Source organism: Acinetobacter nectaris CIP 110549 (genome assembly GCF_000488215.1).
GTDB lineage: Bacteria > Pseudomonadota > Gammaproteobacteria > Pseudomonadales > Moraxellaceae > Acinetobacter > Acinetobacter nectaris.
On record NZ_KI530712.1, the window covers coordinates 651138 to 669598 of the forward strand.

The window sequence follows — 18461 nt, forward strand, 5'->3', positions numbered from 1 at the left end:
CTCACCCAAAAATCAAAGCTCAGAGCCAATAAAGAAGTGTAAACGGATTGGATGCCCCGGATCAGAAATACCAGAAGCAATATCTAAACGAATTGGCCCAATAGGAGACTGCCAACGAATACCCGTCCCTATACTATAAGCAATTGGGTTACTAAAATTCTTGTTATAGGCATTACCAAAATCGGTAAATATTGCAGCACGCCAACCTTCTTTAAATTGATAGTTATATTCTAATGAACCTACAGCTAGTCCTTGCCCACCAATTTTATAACCGTCTTCTTCAGGAGATAATGCTTTATAGTCAAAGCCTCTTAGACTCTGATCTCCACCTGCAAAGAATCTTAAGTTATATGGAACATTTGCAAAGTCATCGGTAAAAATATAAGCAAGCTTTGCACTGCCAATAAACTGGTGATTATAATTTTCCCCTAACGAATAAATGAAGCTCCAGTCTGCATTAGCAATTGCCATATTGGCATCTGAAACAACAGATTTTGAGCCTAATTGAAGCTTATATGTTTGCTTAAAACCTTTCACAGGATTAATTGGGTCATTACTATTGGTTTTAGACAATTGATAACCAAATAATAAAGCCTGTTGTTCAGGGCTAGAACCGGGTCTTAGAAATGCAGCAGGCACATCATTGGTATTTACTTGACCAATTTGATGAATTTTATCCAAGCGATAACGGAAACCAAATGACTGTTGCCACCCACCAAAAGGATTACGAATAATACGTTCTGCACCTGCAATTGCTGTTTCAGTTGTCAGGCTCATATTTGGCCCAACACCATCAAACTTATTACGTTCATAACCAGAAACTAGGTTAAAATAATCATTGAGTGGATGCTTATATGGAATCGTATAATGCGCATCAATTGCTTGACGAATTTGCGATACTTCCATATTGGCATCAAAAGAATGCCCATAACGGTTAACAATCGCACGACGATACTGAGTACGCACACGAACCCCTGTATCTGTACCATAACCAATACCTGCTTCTGCACTATTCAGCTTATCTGCATTTAATGTCACAATAACAGGGACTTCTTTCGTTTCACGTGCTTGTGCTTTTAATTGATTTTGTTCGTTGTCTTGCAATTTTTGTGGGTCAATTTGACCATCAGCTTTTTTAGTTTTATTTTCTGTACCTGCAAACTGTTGCTCATCTACAACATGCTGCTTTACTTCTTTTGAAGAAGGGTCAGATGTTGGCTTAGTCGTTTTACTTTTTGTTGCAGCATTCTCTGAAAGTGCTTCACTCAGTGTAATTTTTTGCTGATCAACCAACGCTTGAATATCAGGTGGAAGATCAAGTGGTTTTACAATAGGATCTGGCTTAACAGTTTCAACCAAACTCCAATTAAAGTATCGACTATTGGTTAAGTTGTTTGCTAAAGTATTTACACGCCAAAATGTATAATCATCTCCATTTTCCCAAGGCACCATACTTTTTAATACATTCATATTTAATGGAAATGGTTTTTTAGCATCACTCATACGAAACTCGACATTCGCCAATTTATAGCGCTGCCCTGTTTCATAACGTAGATTAATATCTGCCTTATTCTCAGGCAGCTCAATTTTTAAATCGTGTAAGCGCCAATACGCATCAAAATAACCATTATCACTTGCTGCTTCTACAATTCTTGATTTTGTTTTTTCATATTTTCCTTGATTCAAGATATCACCGATATCTAGGTCAGGAATAAGTCGAATAATTTGAAACTGGGGTGTTGCCGCACCTTGCCCTGTAAAGTCAATATTTTCCTCAGCAACTTTCACTGGGTCATTCGGTGTAACAAGTACACGTACTTTATTATTACTTATTTTTTGAAACTTAAACTGAGCATTATAATAACCTACAGCTTGTGCTGCCTGCGTCGTCTGTGCACGTAATTGTGGTAATGCAGAACTATAATCATCAAAAGCTTCTTGCGTAAAAGTCGAAAGTTTATTCTTAATATTAGTTTCAAGAAGTGGTGGTGCACCTTCCACTTGTGCAGATATCTTAGGAATAGATAAAGCAGTAATATCACTACGTGGCTTTAGACGATAAAACCAACGTTTAAAAAATCCTTTTTCTTTTTCTTCTGGCTGTACTTCAAAAGTCGCATCATCAAAAATAGCACCTTTATTCTGCCCTGCATTTTTTTGTGCTTGTGTCAGGTCATCTTTATGCGCACTTTCAATAGATTGCATAACTTCATTCACATTAACTGTACTACCTTGAATTTGGTTTAACTGCTGTTCAGTTTGTGGTGAAATTTTAGTATTTGCAGGTAAGCTCTGTCCTCTATTTAATTGAGCTTGTTGTTTGGCCTGATCTGCATCTTGCAATATCTCTTGTGCCATACTTTCGTCTACAGGTGCACTAGATATATTATCTAAATCTTTTAAATCAATTGGCTTAAAATCAGTGAGCGCAGGGTTTTGTTGCTGTTGTTGTAAAAGTTGCATGCTATCAAGATTTGATGAATTTTTTGCCACACTTAAACTAGAAGCATTGTTATTTGAAGCTGTCGATAGTACATTTTGACTTGTATTCGAATCTGCTGTCTGTGCAAAACTATATGAACAGAAACTAAACAACAAACTCGTACATATTAAGCGCTGAAGATCATTCACCTTTAATATAGTTTGTACATGCTGAACAAGGATCAGCTTTTTAAAATGTTTCTTTAAAAGCATAGAAGCAACAACCAATTTTTTTATTGTCGGAATGATGCTGCATCTGTAACAATTTATGCCACGAAGAGGCAGTTCCATCAAGTTTGATCTATCATACATCATTTTAATAATGAGATAATCTATCATCTATCTATAATTCTACAGTTTTTTTTGAGCGTATCTACAATATGGAAAAAAAACAAACGTTACTGACATCTCGGCGCTTTCTTCCAATGTTTTTAACACAATTTTTTGGCGCACTGAATGATAATGTGTATAAACAGTCTTTACTCCTTGTAATTACTTACGGCCTCATTCAAAACACAAATAATAATATTAGTATTTTAAATAACTTAGCTGCCCTACTGTTTATTTTACCTTACTTTATTTTCTCTGCAACTGCTGGGCAAATTGCCGACAAGTTCGAACGGTCTCAGCTCATTCGTTATATCAAACTACTTGAAATTGGCATTATGGTTATTGGCTCTTGTGGTTTCCTACTTGGGCATATTTCACTCTTATTATTTTCATTATTCCTAATGGGCGTACATTCAACCTTCTTCGGTCCTATCAAATATGCCATTTTGCCTGAAATTCTAAAACCCAATGAGCTCATGACGGGAAATGCACTTTTCCAAACAGGCACATCCCTTGCCATTTTGTTTGGTATGATTTTAGGCGGTGCCGTTATTTCTATCTCACATGACCACCTTATATGGGTCTGTATAACAGTTTTAAGTATTGCCCTTTTAGGTTACTTTTCAAGCCGATTTATTCTAAAACAACCTGTCAATGACAATCATATTGATATTGATTGGAACTTTTTTCGTACCAGTTGGCAAACTATGTCGTATGCCAAAAGTATTCCTGTCATTTATCTTATTCTTCTCGGTAATTCATGGTATTGGTTTTACGGCGCATCTTATTTAACACAGATTCCTGAGTTAACACATAAATATCTCAATGCATCTGAGAATGTTGTCAGTCTACTTCTGACCTTTTTTTCTGTAGGTATTGGTATAGGCTCTTTACTATGCCGCAAAATAGGTGGCTCAGAGGTCAATATTAAAATGGTACCAATTGGTGCTATCGGCTTAACTGTGTTTGCTTTTTATCTTGCTGGTGCACTTTACTTTGTACCTGAGCAACCAATTACGTTACAGTTAACCGATATATTCACACATGGTCTTGTTTATTACCATGTCATGCTTGCAATTATTTTATTAGGTATCAGTGGTGGTTTCTATATCGTTCCACTATATGCGCTCATGCAAGCCTATTCACCACAGTCACATCGTGCACGTATTGTCGCGGCAAATAATATCTACAATGCAATATTTATGGTTGCATCAGCAATCTTTTCGATACTTATTTTAAGTATTCTAAAAATAGATATGAAAGTTTTGTTCTGTATCACAGCGATACTGAGTGCTATATTTAGTTTTTGGTTGCTTAAAAAAGTTAGACCACTGCTAAAAGAAACCAATGCTTTAGAGGATTACAACTAATGCGTCATTATTCAGGCATTGATAAAATCATTCAATCATTTGATCAGGGTCTACGTAGCCTTGTTCCGGGTGCAACGAGTGCACATCGAAAAAATCCTGCTGAAGATCATGTATCTGCTCTTTCTATACGTGAAGCTAGACATGTTGCAGGACTAATGCGCGTCAACCATAGTGGTGAAGTATGTGCTCAAGCGCTCTATCATGGGCAGGCACTCACAGCGAAACTCCCCAATGTAAAAAAAGAAATGGAACAAGCTGCTATTGAGGAGCAAGATCATCTTGCATGGTGTGAAGACCGCTTAAATGAGTTGGAAAGTCTACCAAGTTTTCTTAATCCAATTTGGTATGGCTTATCATTTACTATGGGGGCATTTGCAGGTATTGCAGGTGATAAATACAGCTTAGGGTTTGTTGCAGAAACAGAGCGTCAAGTCAGTTTACATTTAGAGGATCATATACAACAGCTTCCACCTCAAGATATCCGATCTAGAAAAATTTTAGAACAAATGAATGAAGATGAACTTCACCATCGTGATACTGCACTTGAAGCAGGTGGTGTTGTACTCCCACCACCGATTTGCGTTATTATGACAACCGTATCTAAATTAATGACAAAAACCAGTTATTACATCTAGTTTAATTTTTTATACATTGTTGTAGTGGTAAAAATACGGTGCGGTAGTTCGATTTATACTGAAACATCAGCGTTGGATGTTGAATAAGCTCTGAAAGTGGAATTTTAACATCTAACGCGAAAGGCATTTTCTTTACATTAAACTGCCAACTCTCTTTTTCATCAGCATTTTTCCATGCAATTAAATCGATATCTAAAGAAATTTGATGCGATGGCCTTACCCTGCCCGAATCCTGCTCAAGTGCTTTAATCAATATATTTAAACACTCTAGGTTCATATTTGACGTACGCAATAAACAGGCACAGTTAAGGTAATCCTCTCCCACATCATCTCTACATGGAATTTGAAACACGCGAGAGAGGGTCAGATTCCCATATTGCATCAGCTGTTCTAAAGCCCAAGTCAAATTATTTTGAGCATTCAAATTACTCGCAAGTGCGAGTGCAAAAGTCATTTCGTTGGCGTTCAAGGCGAATTCCTACTGAATTTGCTTGCGCGATAATCGCAGGCTTACGAATTGTAATAGTAATTTTTTCAATACCATTAAATGTTTCAAATAGCTTTTCTAATACAAGCTGTGCAGCATGTTCAATCAATTTTGGCTGAGTTTTTTGTATAACCTCAGCACTCAACTCACAAATTTGAGCATAATTGATTGTATCATTTAAATCATCAGAAATTGCTGCCTTCGATAAGTCATGATAGATCATTAAATCTAACATTAGTGGCTGATGAATTTGTCTTTCCCAAGCAAAGCATCCAACCACTGTATCTACTTTTAGACCTTCAACTAAAATTACATCCATATTGAGTATTAACCTACGATGATTGAAGCATTTTCAGACGTTCATCTGCATAAATATCCGCATATGGTGCAAGTACTTTCATAAACCGATCGAAATACAATATCTGCTTAAATAATAATGCGAAATCTCTTGGGAAATGAATACCGTGCTTTTCACCCACTCCTACAATATCTAACATAATTTCATTTAAATCTGCAGGATTGCTTGCAAGTATTTTCTGAGGGTCTGTCAGCGCAACCCCATTAAAAAGGCGTTCAATATCTTGTGCAAGCTGTTGAATATTTACTTTTTGGTTTGTCATACCCATCTGTAGCATACTTTCTGCCATATCCATATATTTTGTATGCTGTAATGCATCCATAAATGAAATACAAGCTTGCCACACTTTTGGTTTTAAGATACCAACGATCCCAAAATCAATAAATCCAACGCGCCCATCTTCAAGTAACATAAGATTGCCCGCATGCAAGTCAGCATGAAAGCTTTTACACATCATCAAGCTACCAAACCATGTATTCATAATGGTTATTAAAGTTTGTGAAGCGTCTTTACTGTATTTTTCAACAAGCTTAAAATCGGTCAAAGGGACACCATACAAACGTTGCATGGTTAAAACACGGCGTGTTGAATATTGTTGGTACACTTTCGGTGCAACAACATCTTTGTTATCTGTTGCATGAAGATATTGCACAAAATCATCTAAATTATTGGCTTCCTCTAAGAAGTCAACTTCACGTACCATACGATTTTTTATTTCTTCAACAATATCTGCTAAAGATGCAAATTTCAGTTTTGGGATAAACCGCTCTAAAATTTTAGTTGACCAATGTAAAACACTTAGGTCGGTATATAAAATATTCTCAACCCCAGGCTTCTGTACTTTAATGACAACATCTTCACCAGTCACAAGTTTACCAGCATGAACTTGTGCAATAGATGCAGAAGCAAGCGGTGTTTCATCAATAAATGAGAAAATCTGATTTAATGGTTTATTTTCAAATTCTTCTTTTAGTACAGATTCAATATAGCTATATGGAAGTTTAGGCGTCTGATCTAAACAACCTTGAAACTCCTCTACAAATTCTCGAGGAAATAGAGATGGTGTACTTGCAATAAACTGCCCAAGTTTAATATATGTTGAACCAAGCTCTTCAAACGTTTCTCGCATTAATTTTGCAGTACTCGGTTTATCAGTCGCATACTTAATTCCAGCCTTCGCCGCCACGAATGTTGTTTCACTTATACGGGCGACAGATTGAAGACCATTTAATAATAAGCTTTTCTTCATATATTTTAACGTTAGTTGCAGTTTACTCAGTTTAACAAAAAAAGGTTTTTAATCATATTTTTAATCGACAAATCGAGCAATCTTCATCTTTTTCAAACTTAACAATACGTTGAGACATCGTTAAGCCATTCCACAATAATATTTTTTGTACTAAAGGCGCTTTTCCTAAACCTAGATAAAGAAGTGCATGATGCGCTTGTAATGCACCCATCACATTAGGAACAGTTGCTAAGACACCTGTTTCACTACATCGCTTTGCATCGTCTTCCTGTTGTGCATACGGAAATAGACACTCATAACATGCAGATTGTGGCTGTACCATAAGCAACTGCCCCTCATAGCCTATTGCTGATGCACTCAGTAAAGGAATGTTGAATTGATAAGCATGACTATTCACCAAGTAGCGTGTTTTAAAGTTATCACATCCATCAAGTATAAGGTCTTGCCCTTGAAATAACGAATCAACATTGCTCTCATCAAGTGCATGAGTCACGGAAATAATATCAATATGGGGATTTATTTCCTTTAGTTTTGTAGCCATAACATCCGCTTTAAAAAAACCAACATCTTGCCGACCAAATCCAACTTGCCTTTGTAAATTACTTACATCAACTTGATCTTGATCTATAAGTGTTATTTTACCAACGCCCGCACGTGCCAAAAGCTCAGCAGTAATACAGCCTATTCCTCCCACACCAACAATCAGTATATTAGATAGTTTTATTTTCTCTTGCGCATCAATATCCCAATCATCTAAAAAAATTTGTCGGCTGTATAACTCCATTTCTTCATCTGAAAGTGTCTGCCAAATTTCCGCTAGATGATCAGTCATATAATATTCCATAATTTATGCTATGCATGAATAATTATACTAATTCTTCTATGAGAAAAAATAGAAGAATTAGTATAATGTAATGACATCTAACTACGTAATGAATGACAATTCCACTCATAAGCCGAATAAATATTAGTCATATAATTTTTCATTAAATAATTTTTCTTGTTTTTCAATTTTCTTGCCGCTATTATTCTTTGCATATAGGCGTATAGCTCAGTTGGTTAGAGCGCTACGTTGACATCGTAGAGGTCTCCAGTTCAAATCTGGATATGCCTACCAATATAAAACAAGGGTTTACAAGCAATTTCAATGACTTGTAAGCCCTTTTTTAATTTCTGCAATGTTGCATATGTTTTATTTGTTGCATTAAATAGTCCAAATAAACCCTATTTTGTGTCATGATTGTGTCAGGATTTGTGTCAAGAAATCGTGTCGAGCGCTTAAAATTAAACGTAGCGCTCAAATAACATGTATTTTTTACATAAATTTACAATTCATCAATAAATGGAGTTTTTAGGCGTGAAATTACCTAAGCCTCGTCAACGTGGAAATAGTTGGTCTATCTCAATTACTGTTCACGGTAAACGAGAATACTGTACTCGTGATACTGCTCAAGAATGTTTACATTGGGCGATGAATCGTACTATCGAGGCAAACTCTACCCCAAAAGAAGAAATCGAAGAAAAAAAGAAAGTCGTTACAACTTTTCAAGATTTATTTTCCATGTATTACAAAGCACATGGTCAAGATACAAAGTCTAAAAAATACATCAAAGAACAACTCTCCTCTTTTGATAAAAAGTTTGGCAGCCTTGCTCAAAAGAATATCCTGGATATTACTGCACAAGATCTAACGCACTGGCGCAATAAAAGACAAAAAGAAGTATCTGATGGAACCGTACTAAAGGAAATTTCTCTCTACAGTGCAGTATTCACTTATGCTCACAAAGAACTGTTTTTACTTGATACAAATCCATTCTTTGGTCTTAAGAAACCAAAAAGACCAAAAGCTAGGAATAGACGAATACTTCAGAGTGAAATCGAACTTCTATTAGAGAGTTTTAATTACGAAGTCGGAAGCTCACCAAAGACCAGTGGTCAATACGTTGCATGGGCATTCTTATTTGCATTAGAAACTGCAATGAGACGTGGTGAAATATTGGCAATACGCAAGAGTCATATATTTGACGATCATATCCATCTTGAAGACACAAAGAATGGTGAAAGTCGTGATGTGCCCCTTACTAAGCAAGCACGGCAGTTATTATCCCTTATAACTCATAATGACAATAGACTGATTCCATTAACTGAAAATGCTTTTAGGCTTCAATTTGAAAGAACAAAAGCCAAAGTTGGCTTGGATGATTTACACTTTCATGATACTAGACACGAAGCTATTACAAGGCTAGTAAATGCAAGAAAGCTACCTGTTGAGGTTTTAGCTAAAATAACAGGCCACAAGACAATTAAAGTGTTAGTAAATACTTATTACAACCCTAATGTCTCAGATATAGTTAAGATGCTAGATGATTGATTTTAGTATTACAGTTTTTATGCAGCAAAACATGAGAAAACATACATCATACGCAATTTTTTAGTAGGGTTTTGACAATTATTGCTAAATCACACATTTGTCAACCAAGATTTATTGCTAAAGATGGGATTTGTCAACCAAACGCCTTGTGTCTTGATGAGTGCATCATGCCTGTACTTGCAGTCATTATATTTCTTCACCGTATCCACCGACCAAAGAATCCACGCCTTTCCTGTATTTTCATCTAACGTTTGAAGATCAGGACAAGGCTGTAATAAGTTACTTGGTATCTGTACTGGTGGTTTGACTTGATTTGATGAGGTCATTGAGCTGCACCCGACCATCGTCATCGATGCACACATTACGATAGACAGGGCGATCAATGTATTTATTGATTGTCCTAGTGACGTATTCAACTTTTGTTGCTTGCTCAGCTTTAAGCTTTTCATAATCTGCACTCACCTTGTTCATTTCGATTTGCTGTTGTTGAGCAGCTTCTAAATATTTCTGTCTTTGTTCCTGTATATAAGCAATATGCTCTTGCTTCTGCTTTTCAATCACTTCATCTTTATGATTCAAAATCATAAGTAAGCACAGAATTAAAAAAGCGAGTAATGCAATGAAGCACTCTCGCCAGTACTTCAAAGCAAGTAATAAATAAGTCATTGGTTTGCCTCCATGCATTTCTCATAACGGTTATTTTGACGTACATACACGCCATAGCAGTTATTAGATCGAATTGAACAGTCACGCCCTGCGGTGTATTTATATTTCAGAAGTGCTTTACAGGCTTGGACGTAATTGCCTTGAAGTAAGTTGGTTCTGATTGAGGACTGATTGAAAGTGCCAATACCGAACTGGTACACGAAATCGATGTAAGCGTCATACTCGCTTTGAGCGAGTTTTACATTCGGAATGGATTGTTTGAATTGTTTCTCTACTTTTGAGATATGGTCTTTTAAGTAGTAGTCGGCAGTTTGTCTTGAAATTGGTTTATCATGCATGGTGACTGCTTTGCCATTTGGATAGACCGTGGTGCCGTGGCCGATGGTAGGTACATCACCTTGCGTTGGCCGAACAGGTTTGGAGGTAAAACCTTCATCAGTTCGTACACCATAAAACAGTGCGCTTGATGCAGTGAGTAGACCTATAATAATCTTATGTTTATTTTCCATTTTCCAGTTCCTGAGACTCTTTGAGTAGTTTCTGCATCTCTAATCGATGACGCTCTTCAGCACGTATTTCTTCCCGTTTTCTAAAGCGCCAATTTGACCAAACACTGATAACCGCAATACAAAAACCACCTACCGTCGTGCATGTGGTGATGATAGTTATCAGGTCGTGGTGTGAAATGAGTGCGATAAAGCCAGAGCCAACCGTAGTTGCTGAGCTTGTGAGTGTTGTTGATTTACTAGCAATAACTGAACTTGCTGCATCGACAAGTGGTTGTTGATCCGACATTTTTCCCTCTGATTTATGATTTTTAGGCAATAAAAAACCGCTCAGATAGAGCGGTTTCGTATTTAACTAATTGACTAGATATTATTATTACTTAATTGCATAAATATATCGTATGTAATAGGTGAACTAGGGATTGTTGTACATGTACCTATACCTGATAGCTCACCATTGTTTCCTGTACGAGATAGTGATGGTGTTGCAAGTCCATTCTTAATATCATCACCATTATTGTAAGCAACTTTAGCATCGGTAATTCCTGGTATATATGAATTATAGTTAGTATTGCTCACTTGTGTATTCATATACTTTACTAAGTTCATACTTGTACTGATGGCTGTTGCTGTAATTCTCATTAGCGATGGGTAGTTAAAAAAGTTTTGTCGAGCAACTTGTTTTGAGTCAAATGCCATAGGATAGAGAATCCCATTTAAACCACGTGTAATATTCAGCACAAAACTACTTGATGTTCCTGCATCCCCCCAGTCAAAACCTACATTTACAAGAGGAGTATCCCAACTTAGCTTAAACATATTGAAATTATCTAAGGTGATATTAATATCAGCATTATCCATATAACGTGTATGGAAATCGAAAGGTGTTTTAGTTGTTGTGAACATACTCATATCAACTTTACTTTCTTTGAAATTAAATCCCTCGACAATATTTCTTGCTGAGTTCAATGTGCTGAAATTGGCTATGCTATAGACTTGAATTTTTAAATTGTCTCTAAAAGTTAGATTCTTAGGAACAAAGCTATTGTCACTAATACCTATTAAACAGCTTGTACTTCCAGTAGAGAAATTCGAAGAAAAGCTATAGTCATAATTTGTTGGATCTTCTGCAATAATATTGTTGTAGATTGCAATAAGCTCTGAACTTGCTTGTGTCGTCTGAGTGTTGGCATTATAAACATTAAACCATAATCTAGAGCTTTGCTTATTATACCATGTCATACCCTGCTCATTTGACGTTAGATAACGACATGATGTGAATTCATTATCATGGATCAAAATTGGTTTAATATTCGTAAATTCTTGAGCCATATCAAATTGAATAAAATTACACATGGTATGTATTTTATTATCATAGAAATGTATGCCGCCTTTTTGACCACTTGGGTCATAATGCTCACGTGTTTCAAACGCAACAATCATAGAGTTTTTATAACCACTCACGTAGTTATTATAAAGTTTATGTCCAAAGTTATGTGCTTCCCATACCGACCCAATAAGAGACATTTTTGGACATACTGTTTGATCTGAAATAAAATTATTGTTGTATCCAATTGCATTGGTTGCAAGAATATAAACTGATGAATGATCAGTGTTAATTGTACTATTGCAGACTAAGTTCTTAAATGTACAGTTGGAGACAACAACATTATCACCATAGATCTTATTAGTTAAATTGCCAATTGCATTTGTTAAATCGCCATTTGTAGCATTGCCAACAAAGGTCAATCCATCAATTAAAATATTACTGCTACGAACCATTAATAGAGCATAACGAGTTTGATAAGCCGTTGTACCCATATTTCCTGATTGCGTGAAATCTATGGTACCACCGCCATAAATTGATACATTATCTACAGCAGTTGCCTCTACATCACTTCCACCACCAACCCATGTTTTATTTGCATCTGAATGAAGTCCAAAAAGGATAAGATGAGGGGCATTGGGCTTGTTGTAATCAAAATTTGAACCAACGATAAGCGTTGCTGTTTTATCAACCATGAAATTCATGTTTGATGCGAGCTCTATAATTGAAGGGTAACTTTTATTATAAGAGGAAGCCATTTGACGGTTGACTAAAAACTTACCATTTGTTAGCTGTACTTCACCAAAACCAAGCTTATAAATTGCCTGTAAACATCTTTCGATATATGGCTGGTCATCAGTAACCCCATCACCATATGCGCCAGCTTGATAAGCATTAATGGTGTTATGGCTATCTAGGTGGAGAGCCCAGCCATTAATAATAGTGACATTATCATTTTGGTTACTAAGAGCACTTCTATATGTAAAGGTTCCACCACCTCTATAAGTTGGCAATGAGCTAGTTGGTTTATAGTACCCTTTAACACTTACCGTTCTACCTTCCCAAGCATCTAAACCCGCTAAATCTGCAACACTTTCGACGGTAGTCACACCCTTTTGGTTGAATAGGTCTTGTGTTTGGGCATCAGTAATTTTTGTTGCGACAATATCTGTAATCCAACCATTTGCACCAGCACCTGCTGCCTTAGCCACCTCAAGTGTTTCTTTTAACTGATTAAGTGCATCAACTTGTTTTGAGTCAAAATTGCTTGTTGCTTGATTCACCTGAGAATCAATATTTGCTAATATCCCATCAATATCTAATTCGGATAATTTATCTGTCTGCCCCAATATTTTTCTTAAAATAGCCAATACATCATTTAAGTTTTTAGTGTTGCTTAAGATCGTATTCCAGTTCGTTGCCATCTTTATAATTCCTTATAGTTTCATAGCCTGTTGCCACATTTGGTCAACTTGATCGTCAGTTAATTGCAACAGATTTACCATATAGAGCACAGAGTCGCTTTGTCTTTCAAATGAACCCGCATAGTTATATTCAATATTGATTTGAGATTTCTTGGTAGAATCAGAAATAGCATTAATTGCTGCTTCGGTTTTATCCAAGAGGTTGTTCTGTAAAAGAGCCAACTTAAATTGACGTTGAGTTAGAGGACTAAGTGTTGCCAAATAATCCTCTCTCTTTTGTATATCTGTTCTAGAGTCAACCCATACACCATTTTCCAACTTTGAATATGCTGATGGTCTTGGTGTAGATATCGTTAAATCTTTAAAAAAAACACACTGATTGTTAATTGCCGTATATAGCTTATCGTGCTCATCAGAAGATATGAGTTGATAGCCATCACCTAGATCTGCATCAGATTGTCGAATATCTAGTGCTTGCTTGTCTACATTTGCAAAATAAAATACATTGTCCATTAAAATATTCCCACAACAATAGCTTTAGCGGTAATTGGCTCATCATTCATGCCAGTCCATCTACTAAATCGAGCACATAATTGTGTCTGTGCACTTGTACCTCGATATCCGTCATACATCACATTAACAAGCCATTCCATCGCTTCTAGGAAATACTCTGCCGTTGCACCTTCCTCACTTAATTTGATTGATGAGGACATGCGTTTTTTTAATGTAATTGGTAGAGCAAAAGTAGCAACTCGACAGTTTGATCGACCATTATCGCCAGTCGTCTGGTTAACAACACTATCATTTGTCCAAAGCGACATTTCAATGATTGCTATACGTCGTGCATCATCATAGGTGATGGTGTAGTTATTGCCTGTGACCACTCTCAGAGCATCAGTATTGGCACTCACTGAAATATTGGCTGTAGATGAGCCATCAAATACTGCTGAACCATTGACCGCACCACTCACTTTAACTGTTGCTGAGTTGTCTAGTTTCTTATCAATAACTTCGTTTATCTTTAAGAAAGTTGCATTGAACAAATAGTTAAACCATTGTCTAGCTGGACGTATACGTGATGGGAATCCAAGTGGCAGATTTAGATTATCAGTACCCTTTGATGCAGTAGGGTCAGTAGCGAAATCAGGCAGTTTATCAATACTCATTTTCACCCTCGAATATTAGTTTTACGCCCGAAGGCAATGGAAACATCATTCTCACGAGCTCTCTTTCCCATGCCTCATAGCTATCAAGAAAGGTGAATGTGATTGACATATCCAGGTTATCTGTAAATTTGAATTTTTTAGTTAGAATTAATGACAAGATATCAATTGCAGATTGTTCAGAGCAGTCCGACTGATTTAAAAGAATCTTGGCATAAATTACGTTGCGAAATAGACCGGTATCCATAACCTTTGCTGTGGAGTCATTCATACCTGACTCACGCCAGTAACCACCGACTGTAGGATCATCTAGCTCGCCAAAAGGTAATGACCCGTCTTGATCATCAAAACCAAAGAACGGAATAGGAATTGCATTAGGTATCGCGTTTGGTGCACCGACCCAATCTGCAATAATCTGTAATTGATCCCCTGTTGCAGTGGCTAAGTCAAACCTCCCATTCATTGACTGCAAGCAGTTAATAACATCTATAATCGGCTCAATTGATGCTCGAACTGCTGCATTAAATTTTGGTTGTGGTCGGTGCTGGCTTGTAATGAGAGATAAGAAACTTGATGAGTCCATTTACCCCCCTGCGATACTGATATCTATGTTCTTTGTTTCACAATATGCCACTTCATTAAAACTTAATAAGAAGTCACCGGAAATCTGCTGTCCATCAACTGTGATAATGATTGATGAAATATCGTAGGTCATTGAATCAAGACCACCGTACAGACCCGCAGGAACATAGATTTTATTGAGTGCAATCTTGTCACCAATGTCTAGCTGATTCACATAGTTAGCTATTGCTTGCTTGATTGAATCGCCAATATCACTCGTGTAGTCCACAGTGCTTTGAGCGCCAATGATAAAACCGATACTTCTAACATTTGGTCGATAAAACTGTACGATGACAGCCTCACCAAAGTTGTCATTGACAGAAACACTGGTATTGCCATACCACCCACAACCCAATGACTTCTTAGAGCGCATGGTCTGAGCGATAGCATTTGCGTCGCCGCCTGAAATCACTACACATAACGTATTTGGAGGCAATCCAAGGCTATTGGTTTGCTTGGTATCATTCTCATAGGTTTTACAGCGTGATACACCTGCGAGGCTGAATAAAGCACCCTTAATACTGTCTGTTTTAGACTGAGATGGGATTGCAACTGATAAGGCTTGTCGCTGCTTTAAATGAGCATCTTGCTCTACTGCTGTTCCGAGTGTAGATGATGCAACATTTGTTACACTCTGCCACCCTCTTGTTGGCTTCCCTATGGTTGTTACTGATCCAGCCATTGCCAATATTGCACCTGCTTGAGATGCTGTTGCAGTCACTACAATTGAGCCACTAGATGGGATAGTCACTGTTGCTGGTAATATCCATTGATTGTTATTCTTGTCCACTGCATAGCCATTCGTAATCACTGTTCCTGATGTGCCCGTAATGGTCAGATCAACAGTTGAGTAAGTAGGTAGTGCACGTTTAATGCCGTTAATCGCGACATTTCTTGAGAGTGCATCACCTGTAGCTGTTTTTGGTGAGAATGTTGAATATGCATCTACACATGCAGCACCACAGTCTGAGACAACACGAGCAATCACACCAAGCCACTGTCCATCTTGGCTATCATTTTCTAAGTAGGCATCATCACCATAAATAGCCTTATACTGGTCTTTTAGATAATCTAGCGCCTCAAAGTAAGTAGGTGCAGATACACCTGAGTCCGTAATTTGAGGAGCTATCGTGGTTAACGTCATCTGTTAATTTCCTCATCCAATGAATATGTGCCATAAATCGTGTTTATTGTCATGGTGACTGTAAGCTTTCTTATGTTTGGATCAGTTTGGCTTTCAAAGTCCTCAATACTCAAAACACCCTGCGTTTCCAAAACACGCTGTCTAAGTGCTAGCTCGTATAAGTTCCCAGCTTTCTTGCCAAGTACGGCTTGATTCCAACCCGTACCATCTGAAGTATCTGCAAACCATTCCCCAATCCAAAGGTTGAGCCGTGTTTTTACTGATTGTGCAACCGCTTCAGCAGAATCAACATAGAAGTCGTTTGCACTAGAACCAAATACGTGGTCCCCGTCTTGATCTTGCTTTCTATAACGCATAAAAAAAGACGCTTTCGCGCCCCTCTATCTTGATTAAAACTATTGTGGCCCACTACTGGTTGATCCACCGCCTTGAACACCACCATGCTTATGACTAAACAGACTGATTGTTTTTGCAATCACATCAGCAAGTGATTTAATAATGCCTGTTACAGTCAGAGTTTGAGTCATCTCTACAGGGCAGTTAAATGTTGCTTTTTGACCAAAGAAGTTAATCTCACCGTTTGGAGTCATCTGTATCTTGCAACTACCATCATCAGTTCTAATTTCTAGATTATCTGTTGATATATCAGATATTTTATTAAGCTGAGATTGTGGCCTAAAGAATGCAAAACCATCTGATAGGTCATGCTTTCTCATGTCAAATGGGTCTTGTATACCACCTGATTGCCACCACAGATCAATATTTCTATCGCCAAAATTAACGAGACACTCATCACCTTCTCGAATAGGATGGGTAATAGTAAAACCACCCGCACAAGTGAACATCACAGGCACATCAAGTAGCATTGGTAAATTGACTGTTTGAATACTGCCATCTTGCTGTCTAATTGGAATCTTAATCAATGGCTGAACATCGACTGTGACATTATCAGGGTTATAAGACATGACCTCACAAGGTAAACAAGTCCACAGGTGTGCTATCTCATCTCGTATCGACTCTTTAATGATATTGAGATGTGTTGGGGCTTGTTCTTCATAACTAAGTGCCATTGTCATCTACTCCCGATATCAATAGACCTGATTTTGGAACAACTGTATCAACACCGACACAAATAAGTGTGCTGTAACATTCATCACCACGCATATCGCCATAGTGCTCTACAGAAACAATAATAAATGTCCCTTGAGCATTGGTTGCTAGGTTTTGGTTTTTAAATGGCTGATCAACACCCTGTTGTCCATATTGCACATCGTAACTTTCTGTCTGTAGATTTGATAAATCAATCTGTATTCGACCATTACGTTTGAACTTAGGATTAATCAGTGAAGTTACTTGCACCCCTTCACTTGTGAGCCTTGGCATGCCGATCATTCCGTTCTCTTTATTCAGAGACAGCATCGGAATGACACTATATTTACCGAGTGGAATAGCGTTAAAAGTATCGTCATCTACAGAACAACTGGTGTTATTGTCTTTATAGAATTGATTGGCATGACGATCTAAAGACCCAAAAAACACTCGCCCTCTTGGGTATCTTTGTTCAGCTAATTGAGGCGTTTCACCAATATCAATACCATAGCTACTGTATTGCTGAAGAATGAACTGCTGCATGTCATTGAGTGATGTTCCTGCTGGCAGTGAGTTATTTACAACAGCAGCGCTTTTTACCGTATCAGCACATTGAGCAAGAATACATAGCCAAGTATCTGTCTGGTTGTCTCGACCCTTTCTAAACTGAAATGATGTCCCTCTAAATAGAGTTTCTAATGGCCCTGATTTATAGCCAACTTCAAGAATGACTTGAGTATCCTTATTTTGACTATTCTCACCTGCAAGCGTATTCATTGTTTTGTGAGACATATTATAAATATATATCTCAGCGTACTTGGGTTGTTCCGTTGTTGGCTGTGCTACATGGAATACAATTCTAAACTCGGATAGATCAAGTGCTTGTGGCTGATCCTTATTGATTTGAACAGTAAGCCTACATTGCCGAATCCATTGCTCCATTAGCTATCACTCCAGTACAGGGTAATTTTATCGCCCAAATCACTAAAGTTTTGTGCTTCACTATCATTCACATTGACGACATATAAAGAGCCTGGTAGAACATGCTGATGTTGAACAAGTAAATCATCACCCATCACCATTGGAATTCCTAGCACCAATGGATTTTCAGCAGTATCCAATATGTCTAGAAACCATTTTTGTGAACGATAGATTAAGCGGAGTTTATAAGTTGTACTTCCCAAAACCACATTCAGTTTTTGGTTGTTGCTAGTGAGTGGGATATTAAAATAAGCCATAA

At 37.4% G+C, this 18461-nt stretch carries 20 protein-coding genes and 1 tRNA gene; 4 read left to right on the forward strand and 17 right to left on the reverse strand.

Annotation, left to right across the window (positions count from 1 at the left end; genetic code table 11):
• Nucleotides 1-12: 12 nt before the first annotated feature.
• Complete coding sequence (locus tag P256_RS03300; protein ID WP_023272265.1) at nucleotides 13-2694, reverse strand: autotransporter assembly complex protein TamA; 2682 nt, start codon at nucleotides 2692-2694, stop codon at nucleotides 13-15.
• 167 nt (nucleotides 2695-2861) lie between these two features.
• Between P256_RS03300 and P256_RS03305 the strand changes: the two genes are divergently transcribed.
• Entirely contained in the window at nucleotides 2862-4181 is a 1320-nt protein-coding gene (locus P256_RS03305) for an MFS transporter (RefSeq protein WP_023272266.1), read from the forward strand.
• Nucleotides 4181-4816: a 2-polyprenyl-3-methyl-6-methoxy-1,4-benzoquinone monooxygenase gene (coq7, locus tag P256_RS03310; protein WP_023272267.1), complete on the forward strand. Its 636-nt coding sequence runs from the start codon at nucleotides 4181-4183 to the stop codon at nucleotides 4814-4816. The genes P256_RS03305 and coq7 overlap by 1 nt, the downstream gene beginning before the upstream one ends.
• A gap of 1 nt (nucleotide 4817) precedes the next feature.
• Here coq7 and P256_RS03315 read toward each other — a convergent pair whose 3' ends face one another.
• The 4 genes from P256_RS03315 to P256_RS03330 are packed head-to-tail and all read right to left on the reverse strand — an operon-like array spanning nucleotide 4818 to nucleotide 7742.
• Nucleotides 4818-5285 (reverse strand): 2-amino-4-hydroxy-6-hydroxymethyldihydropteridine diphosphokinase, encoded by a 468-nt coding sequence (locus P256_RS03315; protein ID WP_040331622.1) that lies wholly within the window; start codon nucleotides 5283-5285, stop codon nucleotides 4818-4820.
• The gene (gene folB, locus P256_RS03320) at nucleotides 5242-5622 is read right to left on the reverse strand and encodes a dihydroneopterin aldolase (RefSeq protein ID WP_023272269.1); all 381 of its coding nucleotides are present in this window, start codon (nucleotides 5620-5622) and stop codon (nucleotides 5242-5244) included. Before folB ends, P256_RS03315 begins: the two co-directional genes overlap by 44 nt.
• Before the next feature lie 13 nt (nucleotides 5623-5635).
• On the reverse strand, nucleotides 5636-6910 hold the full coding sequence (locus tag P256_RS03325; protein ID WP_023272270.1) for an ABC1 kinase family protein: 1275 nt from the start codon (nucleotides 6908-6910) through the stop codon (nucleotides 5636-5638).
• A 52-nt stretch (nucleotides 6911-6962) separates the two neighbouring features.
• Nucleotides 6963-7742, reverse strand: coding sequence for a HesA/MoeB/ThiF family protein (locus tag P256_RS03330; protein ID WP_023272271.1), 780 nt, complete (start codon nucleotides 7740-7742; stop codon nucleotides 6963-6965).
• Nucleotides 7743-7950: 208 nt separating this feature from the next.
• Here P256_RS03330 and P256_RS03335 point away from each other — a divergent pair.
• Nucleotides 7951-8027: transfer RNA gene (locus P256_RS03335), tRNA-Val, on the forward strand.
• 240 nt (nucleotides 8028-8267) lie between these two features.
• Complete coding sequence (locus P256_RS03340) at nucleotides 8268-9281, forward strand: tyrosine-type recombinase/integrase (RefSeq protein ID WP_023272272.1); 1014 nt, start codon at nucleotides 8268-8270, stop codon at nucleotides 9279-9281.
• A gap of 279 nt (nucleotides 9282-9560) precedes the next feature.
• On the opposite strand, the gene P256_RS03345 is transcribed toward P256_RS03340, so the two are convergent.
• The 12 genes from P256_RS03345 to P256_RS03400 form a co-directional block, all read right to left on the reverse strand.
• Nucleotides 9561-9947, reverse strand: a complete 387-nt coding sequence (locus tag P256_RS03345) for a hypothetical protein (protein WP_023272273.1) — start codon at nucleotides 9945-9947, stop codon at nucleotides 9561-9563.
• Nucleotides 9944-10456, reverse strand: coding sequence for a glycoside hydrolase family protein (locus tag P256_RS03350; RefSeq protein WP_023272274.1), 513 nt, complete (start codon nucleotides 10454-10456; stop codon nucleotides 9944-9946). The genes P256_RS03345 and P256_RS03350 overlap by 4 nt, the downstream gene beginning before the upstream one ends.
• The gene (locus P256_RS03355) at nucleotides 10446-10742 is read right to left on the reverse strand and encodes a hypothetical protein (RefSeq protein WP_023272275.1); all 297 of its coding nucleotides are present in this window, start codon (nucleotides 10740-10742) and stop codon (nucleotides 10446-10448) included. Before P256_RS03355 ends, P256_RS03350 begins: the two co-directional genes overlap by 11 nt.
• A gap of 74 nt (nucleotides 10743-10816) precedes the next feature.
• On the reverse strand, nucleotides 10817-13204 hold the full coding sequence (locus P256_RS03360; RefSeq protein WP_023272276.1) for a glycoside hydrolase family protein: 2388 nt from the start codon (nucleotides 13202-13204) through the stop codon (nucleotides 10817-10819).
• Between the two features lie 12 nt (nucleotides 13205-13216).
• The gene (locus P256_RS03365) at nucleotides 13217-13717 is read right to left on the reverse strand and encodes a hypothetical protein (RefSeq protein ID WP_023272277.1); all 501 of its coding nucleotides are present in this window, start codon (nucleotides 13715-13717) and stop codon (nucleotides 13217-13219) included.
• Nucleotides 13717-14370, reverse strand: coding sequence for a hypothetical protein (locus P256_RS12935; RefSeq protein ID WP_023272278.1), 654 nt, complete (start codon nucleotides 14368-14370; stop codon nucleotides 13717-13719). Before P256_RS12935 ends, P256_RS03365 begins: the two co-directional genes overlap by 1 nt.
• Complete coding sequence (locus tag P256_RS03375) at nucleotides 14360-14950, reverse strand: baseplate wedge 1 family protein (protein WP_023272279.1); 591 nt, start codon at nucleotides 14948-14950, stop codon at nucleotides 14360-14362. Before P256_RS03375 ends, P256_RS12935 begins: the two co-directional genes overlap by 11 nt.
• On the reverse strand, nucleotides 14951-16132 hold the full coding sequence (locus tag P256_RS03380) for a baseplate J/gp47 family protein (protein WP_023272280.1): 1182 nt from the start codon (nucleotides 16130-16132) through the stop codon (nucleotides 14951-14953).
• Nucleotides 16129-16488 carry a contractile injection system sheath initiator gene (locus P256_RS03385; RefSeq protein WP_023272281.1) on the reverse strand — a complete coding sequence of 120 codons (360 nt, stop codon included), beginning with the start codon at nucleotides 16486-16488 and terminating at the stop codon, nucleotides 16129-16131. Before P256_RS03385 ends, P256_RS03380 begins: the two co-directional genes overlap by 4 nt.
• 39 nt (nucleotides 16489-16527) lie before the next feature.
• Nucleotides 16528-17202 (reverse strand): Gp138 family membrane-puncturing spike protein, encoded by a 675-nt coding sequence (locus P256_RS03390; protein WP_023272282.1) that lies wholly within the window; start codon nucleotides 17200-17202, stop codon nucleotides 16528-16530.
• Nucleotides 17192-18163, reverse strand: a complete 972-nt coding sequence (locus tag P256_RS03395) for a baseplate hub protein (protein WP_023272283.1) — start codon at nucleotides 18161-18163, stop codon at nucleotides 17192-17194. Before P256_RS03395 ends, P256_RS03390 begins: the two co-directional genes overlap by 11 nt.
• A complete protein-coding gene (locus tag P256_RS03400) occupies nucleotides 18163-18459 on the reverse strand; it encodes a phage baseplate plug family protein (RefSeq protein WP_023272284.1) in 297 nt (98 codons plus the stop codon). The genes P256_RS03395 and P256_RS03400 overlap by 1 nt, the downstream gene beginning before the upstream one ends.
• Nucleotides 18460-18461 lie beyond the last annotated feature (2 nt).

Excerpts from the sequence above, each read along its gene's own strand:
- P256_RS03300 (WP_023272265.1), bottom strand. The coding sequence starts at position 2,694 with ATGCTTTTAAAGAAACATTTTAAAAAGCTGATCCTTGTTCAGCATGTA.
- P256_RS03305 (WP_023272266.1), top strand. The coding sequence starts at position 2,862 with ATGGAAAAAAAACAAACGTTACTGACATCTCGGCGCTTTCTTCCAATG.
- coq7 (WP_023272267.1), top strand. The coding sequence starts at position 4,181 with ATGCGTCATTATTCAGGCATTGATAAAATCATTCAATCATTTGATCAG.
- folB (WP_023272269.1), bottom strand. The coding sequence starts at position 5,622 with ATGGATGTAATTTTAGTTGAAGGTCTAAAAGTAGATACAGTGGTTGGA.
- P256_RS03325 (WP_023272270.1), bottom strand. The coding sequence starts at position 6,910 with ATGAAGAAAAGCTTATTATTAAATGGTCTTCAATCTGTCGCCCGTATA.
- P256_RS03330 (WP_023272271.1), bottom strand. The coding sequence starts at position 7,742 with ATGACTGATCATCTAGCGGAAATTTGGCAGACACTTTCAGATGAAGAA.
- P256_RS03345 (WP_023272273.1), bottom strand. The coding sequence starts at position 9,947 with ATGACTTATTTATTACTTGCTTTGAAGTACTGGCGAGAGTGCTTCATT.
- P256_RS03350 (WP_023272274.1), bottom strand. The coding sequence starts at position 10,456 with ATGGAAAATAAACATAAGATTATTATAGGTCTACTCACTGCATCAAGC.
- P256_RS03355 (WP_023272275.1), bottom strand. The coding sequence starts at position 10,742 with ATGTCGGATCAACAACCACTTGTCGATGCAGCAAGTTCAGTTATTGCT.
- P256_RS03360 (WP_023272276.1), bottom strand. The coding sequence starts at position 13,204 with ATGGCAACGAACTGGAATACGATCTTAAGCAACACTAAAAACTTAAAT.
- P256_RS03365 (WP_023272277.1), bottom strand. The coding sequence starts at position 13,717 with ATGGACAATGTATTTTATTTTGCAAATGTAGACAAGCAAGCACTAGAT.
- P256_RS12935 (WP_023272278.1), bottom strand. The coding sequence starts at position 14,370 with ATGAGTATTGATAAACTGCCTGATTTCGCTACTGACCCTACTGCATCA.
- P256_RS03375 (WP_023272279.1), bottom strand. The coding sequence starts at position 14,950 with ATGGACTCATCAAGTTTCTTATCTCTCATTACAAGCCAGCACCGACCA.
- P256_RS03380 (WP_023272280.1), bottom strand. The coding sequence starts at position 16,132 with ATGACGTTAACCACGATAGCTCCTCAAATTACGGACTCAGGTGTATCT.
- P256_RS03385 (WP_023272281.1), bottom strand. The coding sequence starts at position 16,488 with ATGCGTTATAGAAAGCAAGATCAAGACGGGGACCACGTATTTGGTTCT.
- P256_RS03390 (WP_023272282.1), bottom strand. The coding sequence starts at position 17,202 with ATGGCACTTAGTTATGAAGAACAAGCCCCAACACATCTCAATATCATT.
- P256_RS03395 (WP_023272283.1), bottom strand. The coding sequence starts at position 18,163 with ATGGAGCAATGGATTCGGCAATGTAGGCTTACTGTTCAAATCAATAAG.
- P256_RS03400 (WP_023272284.1), bottom strand. The coding sequence starts at position 18,459 with ATGGCTTATTTTAATATCCCACTCACTAGCAACAACCAAAAACTGAAT.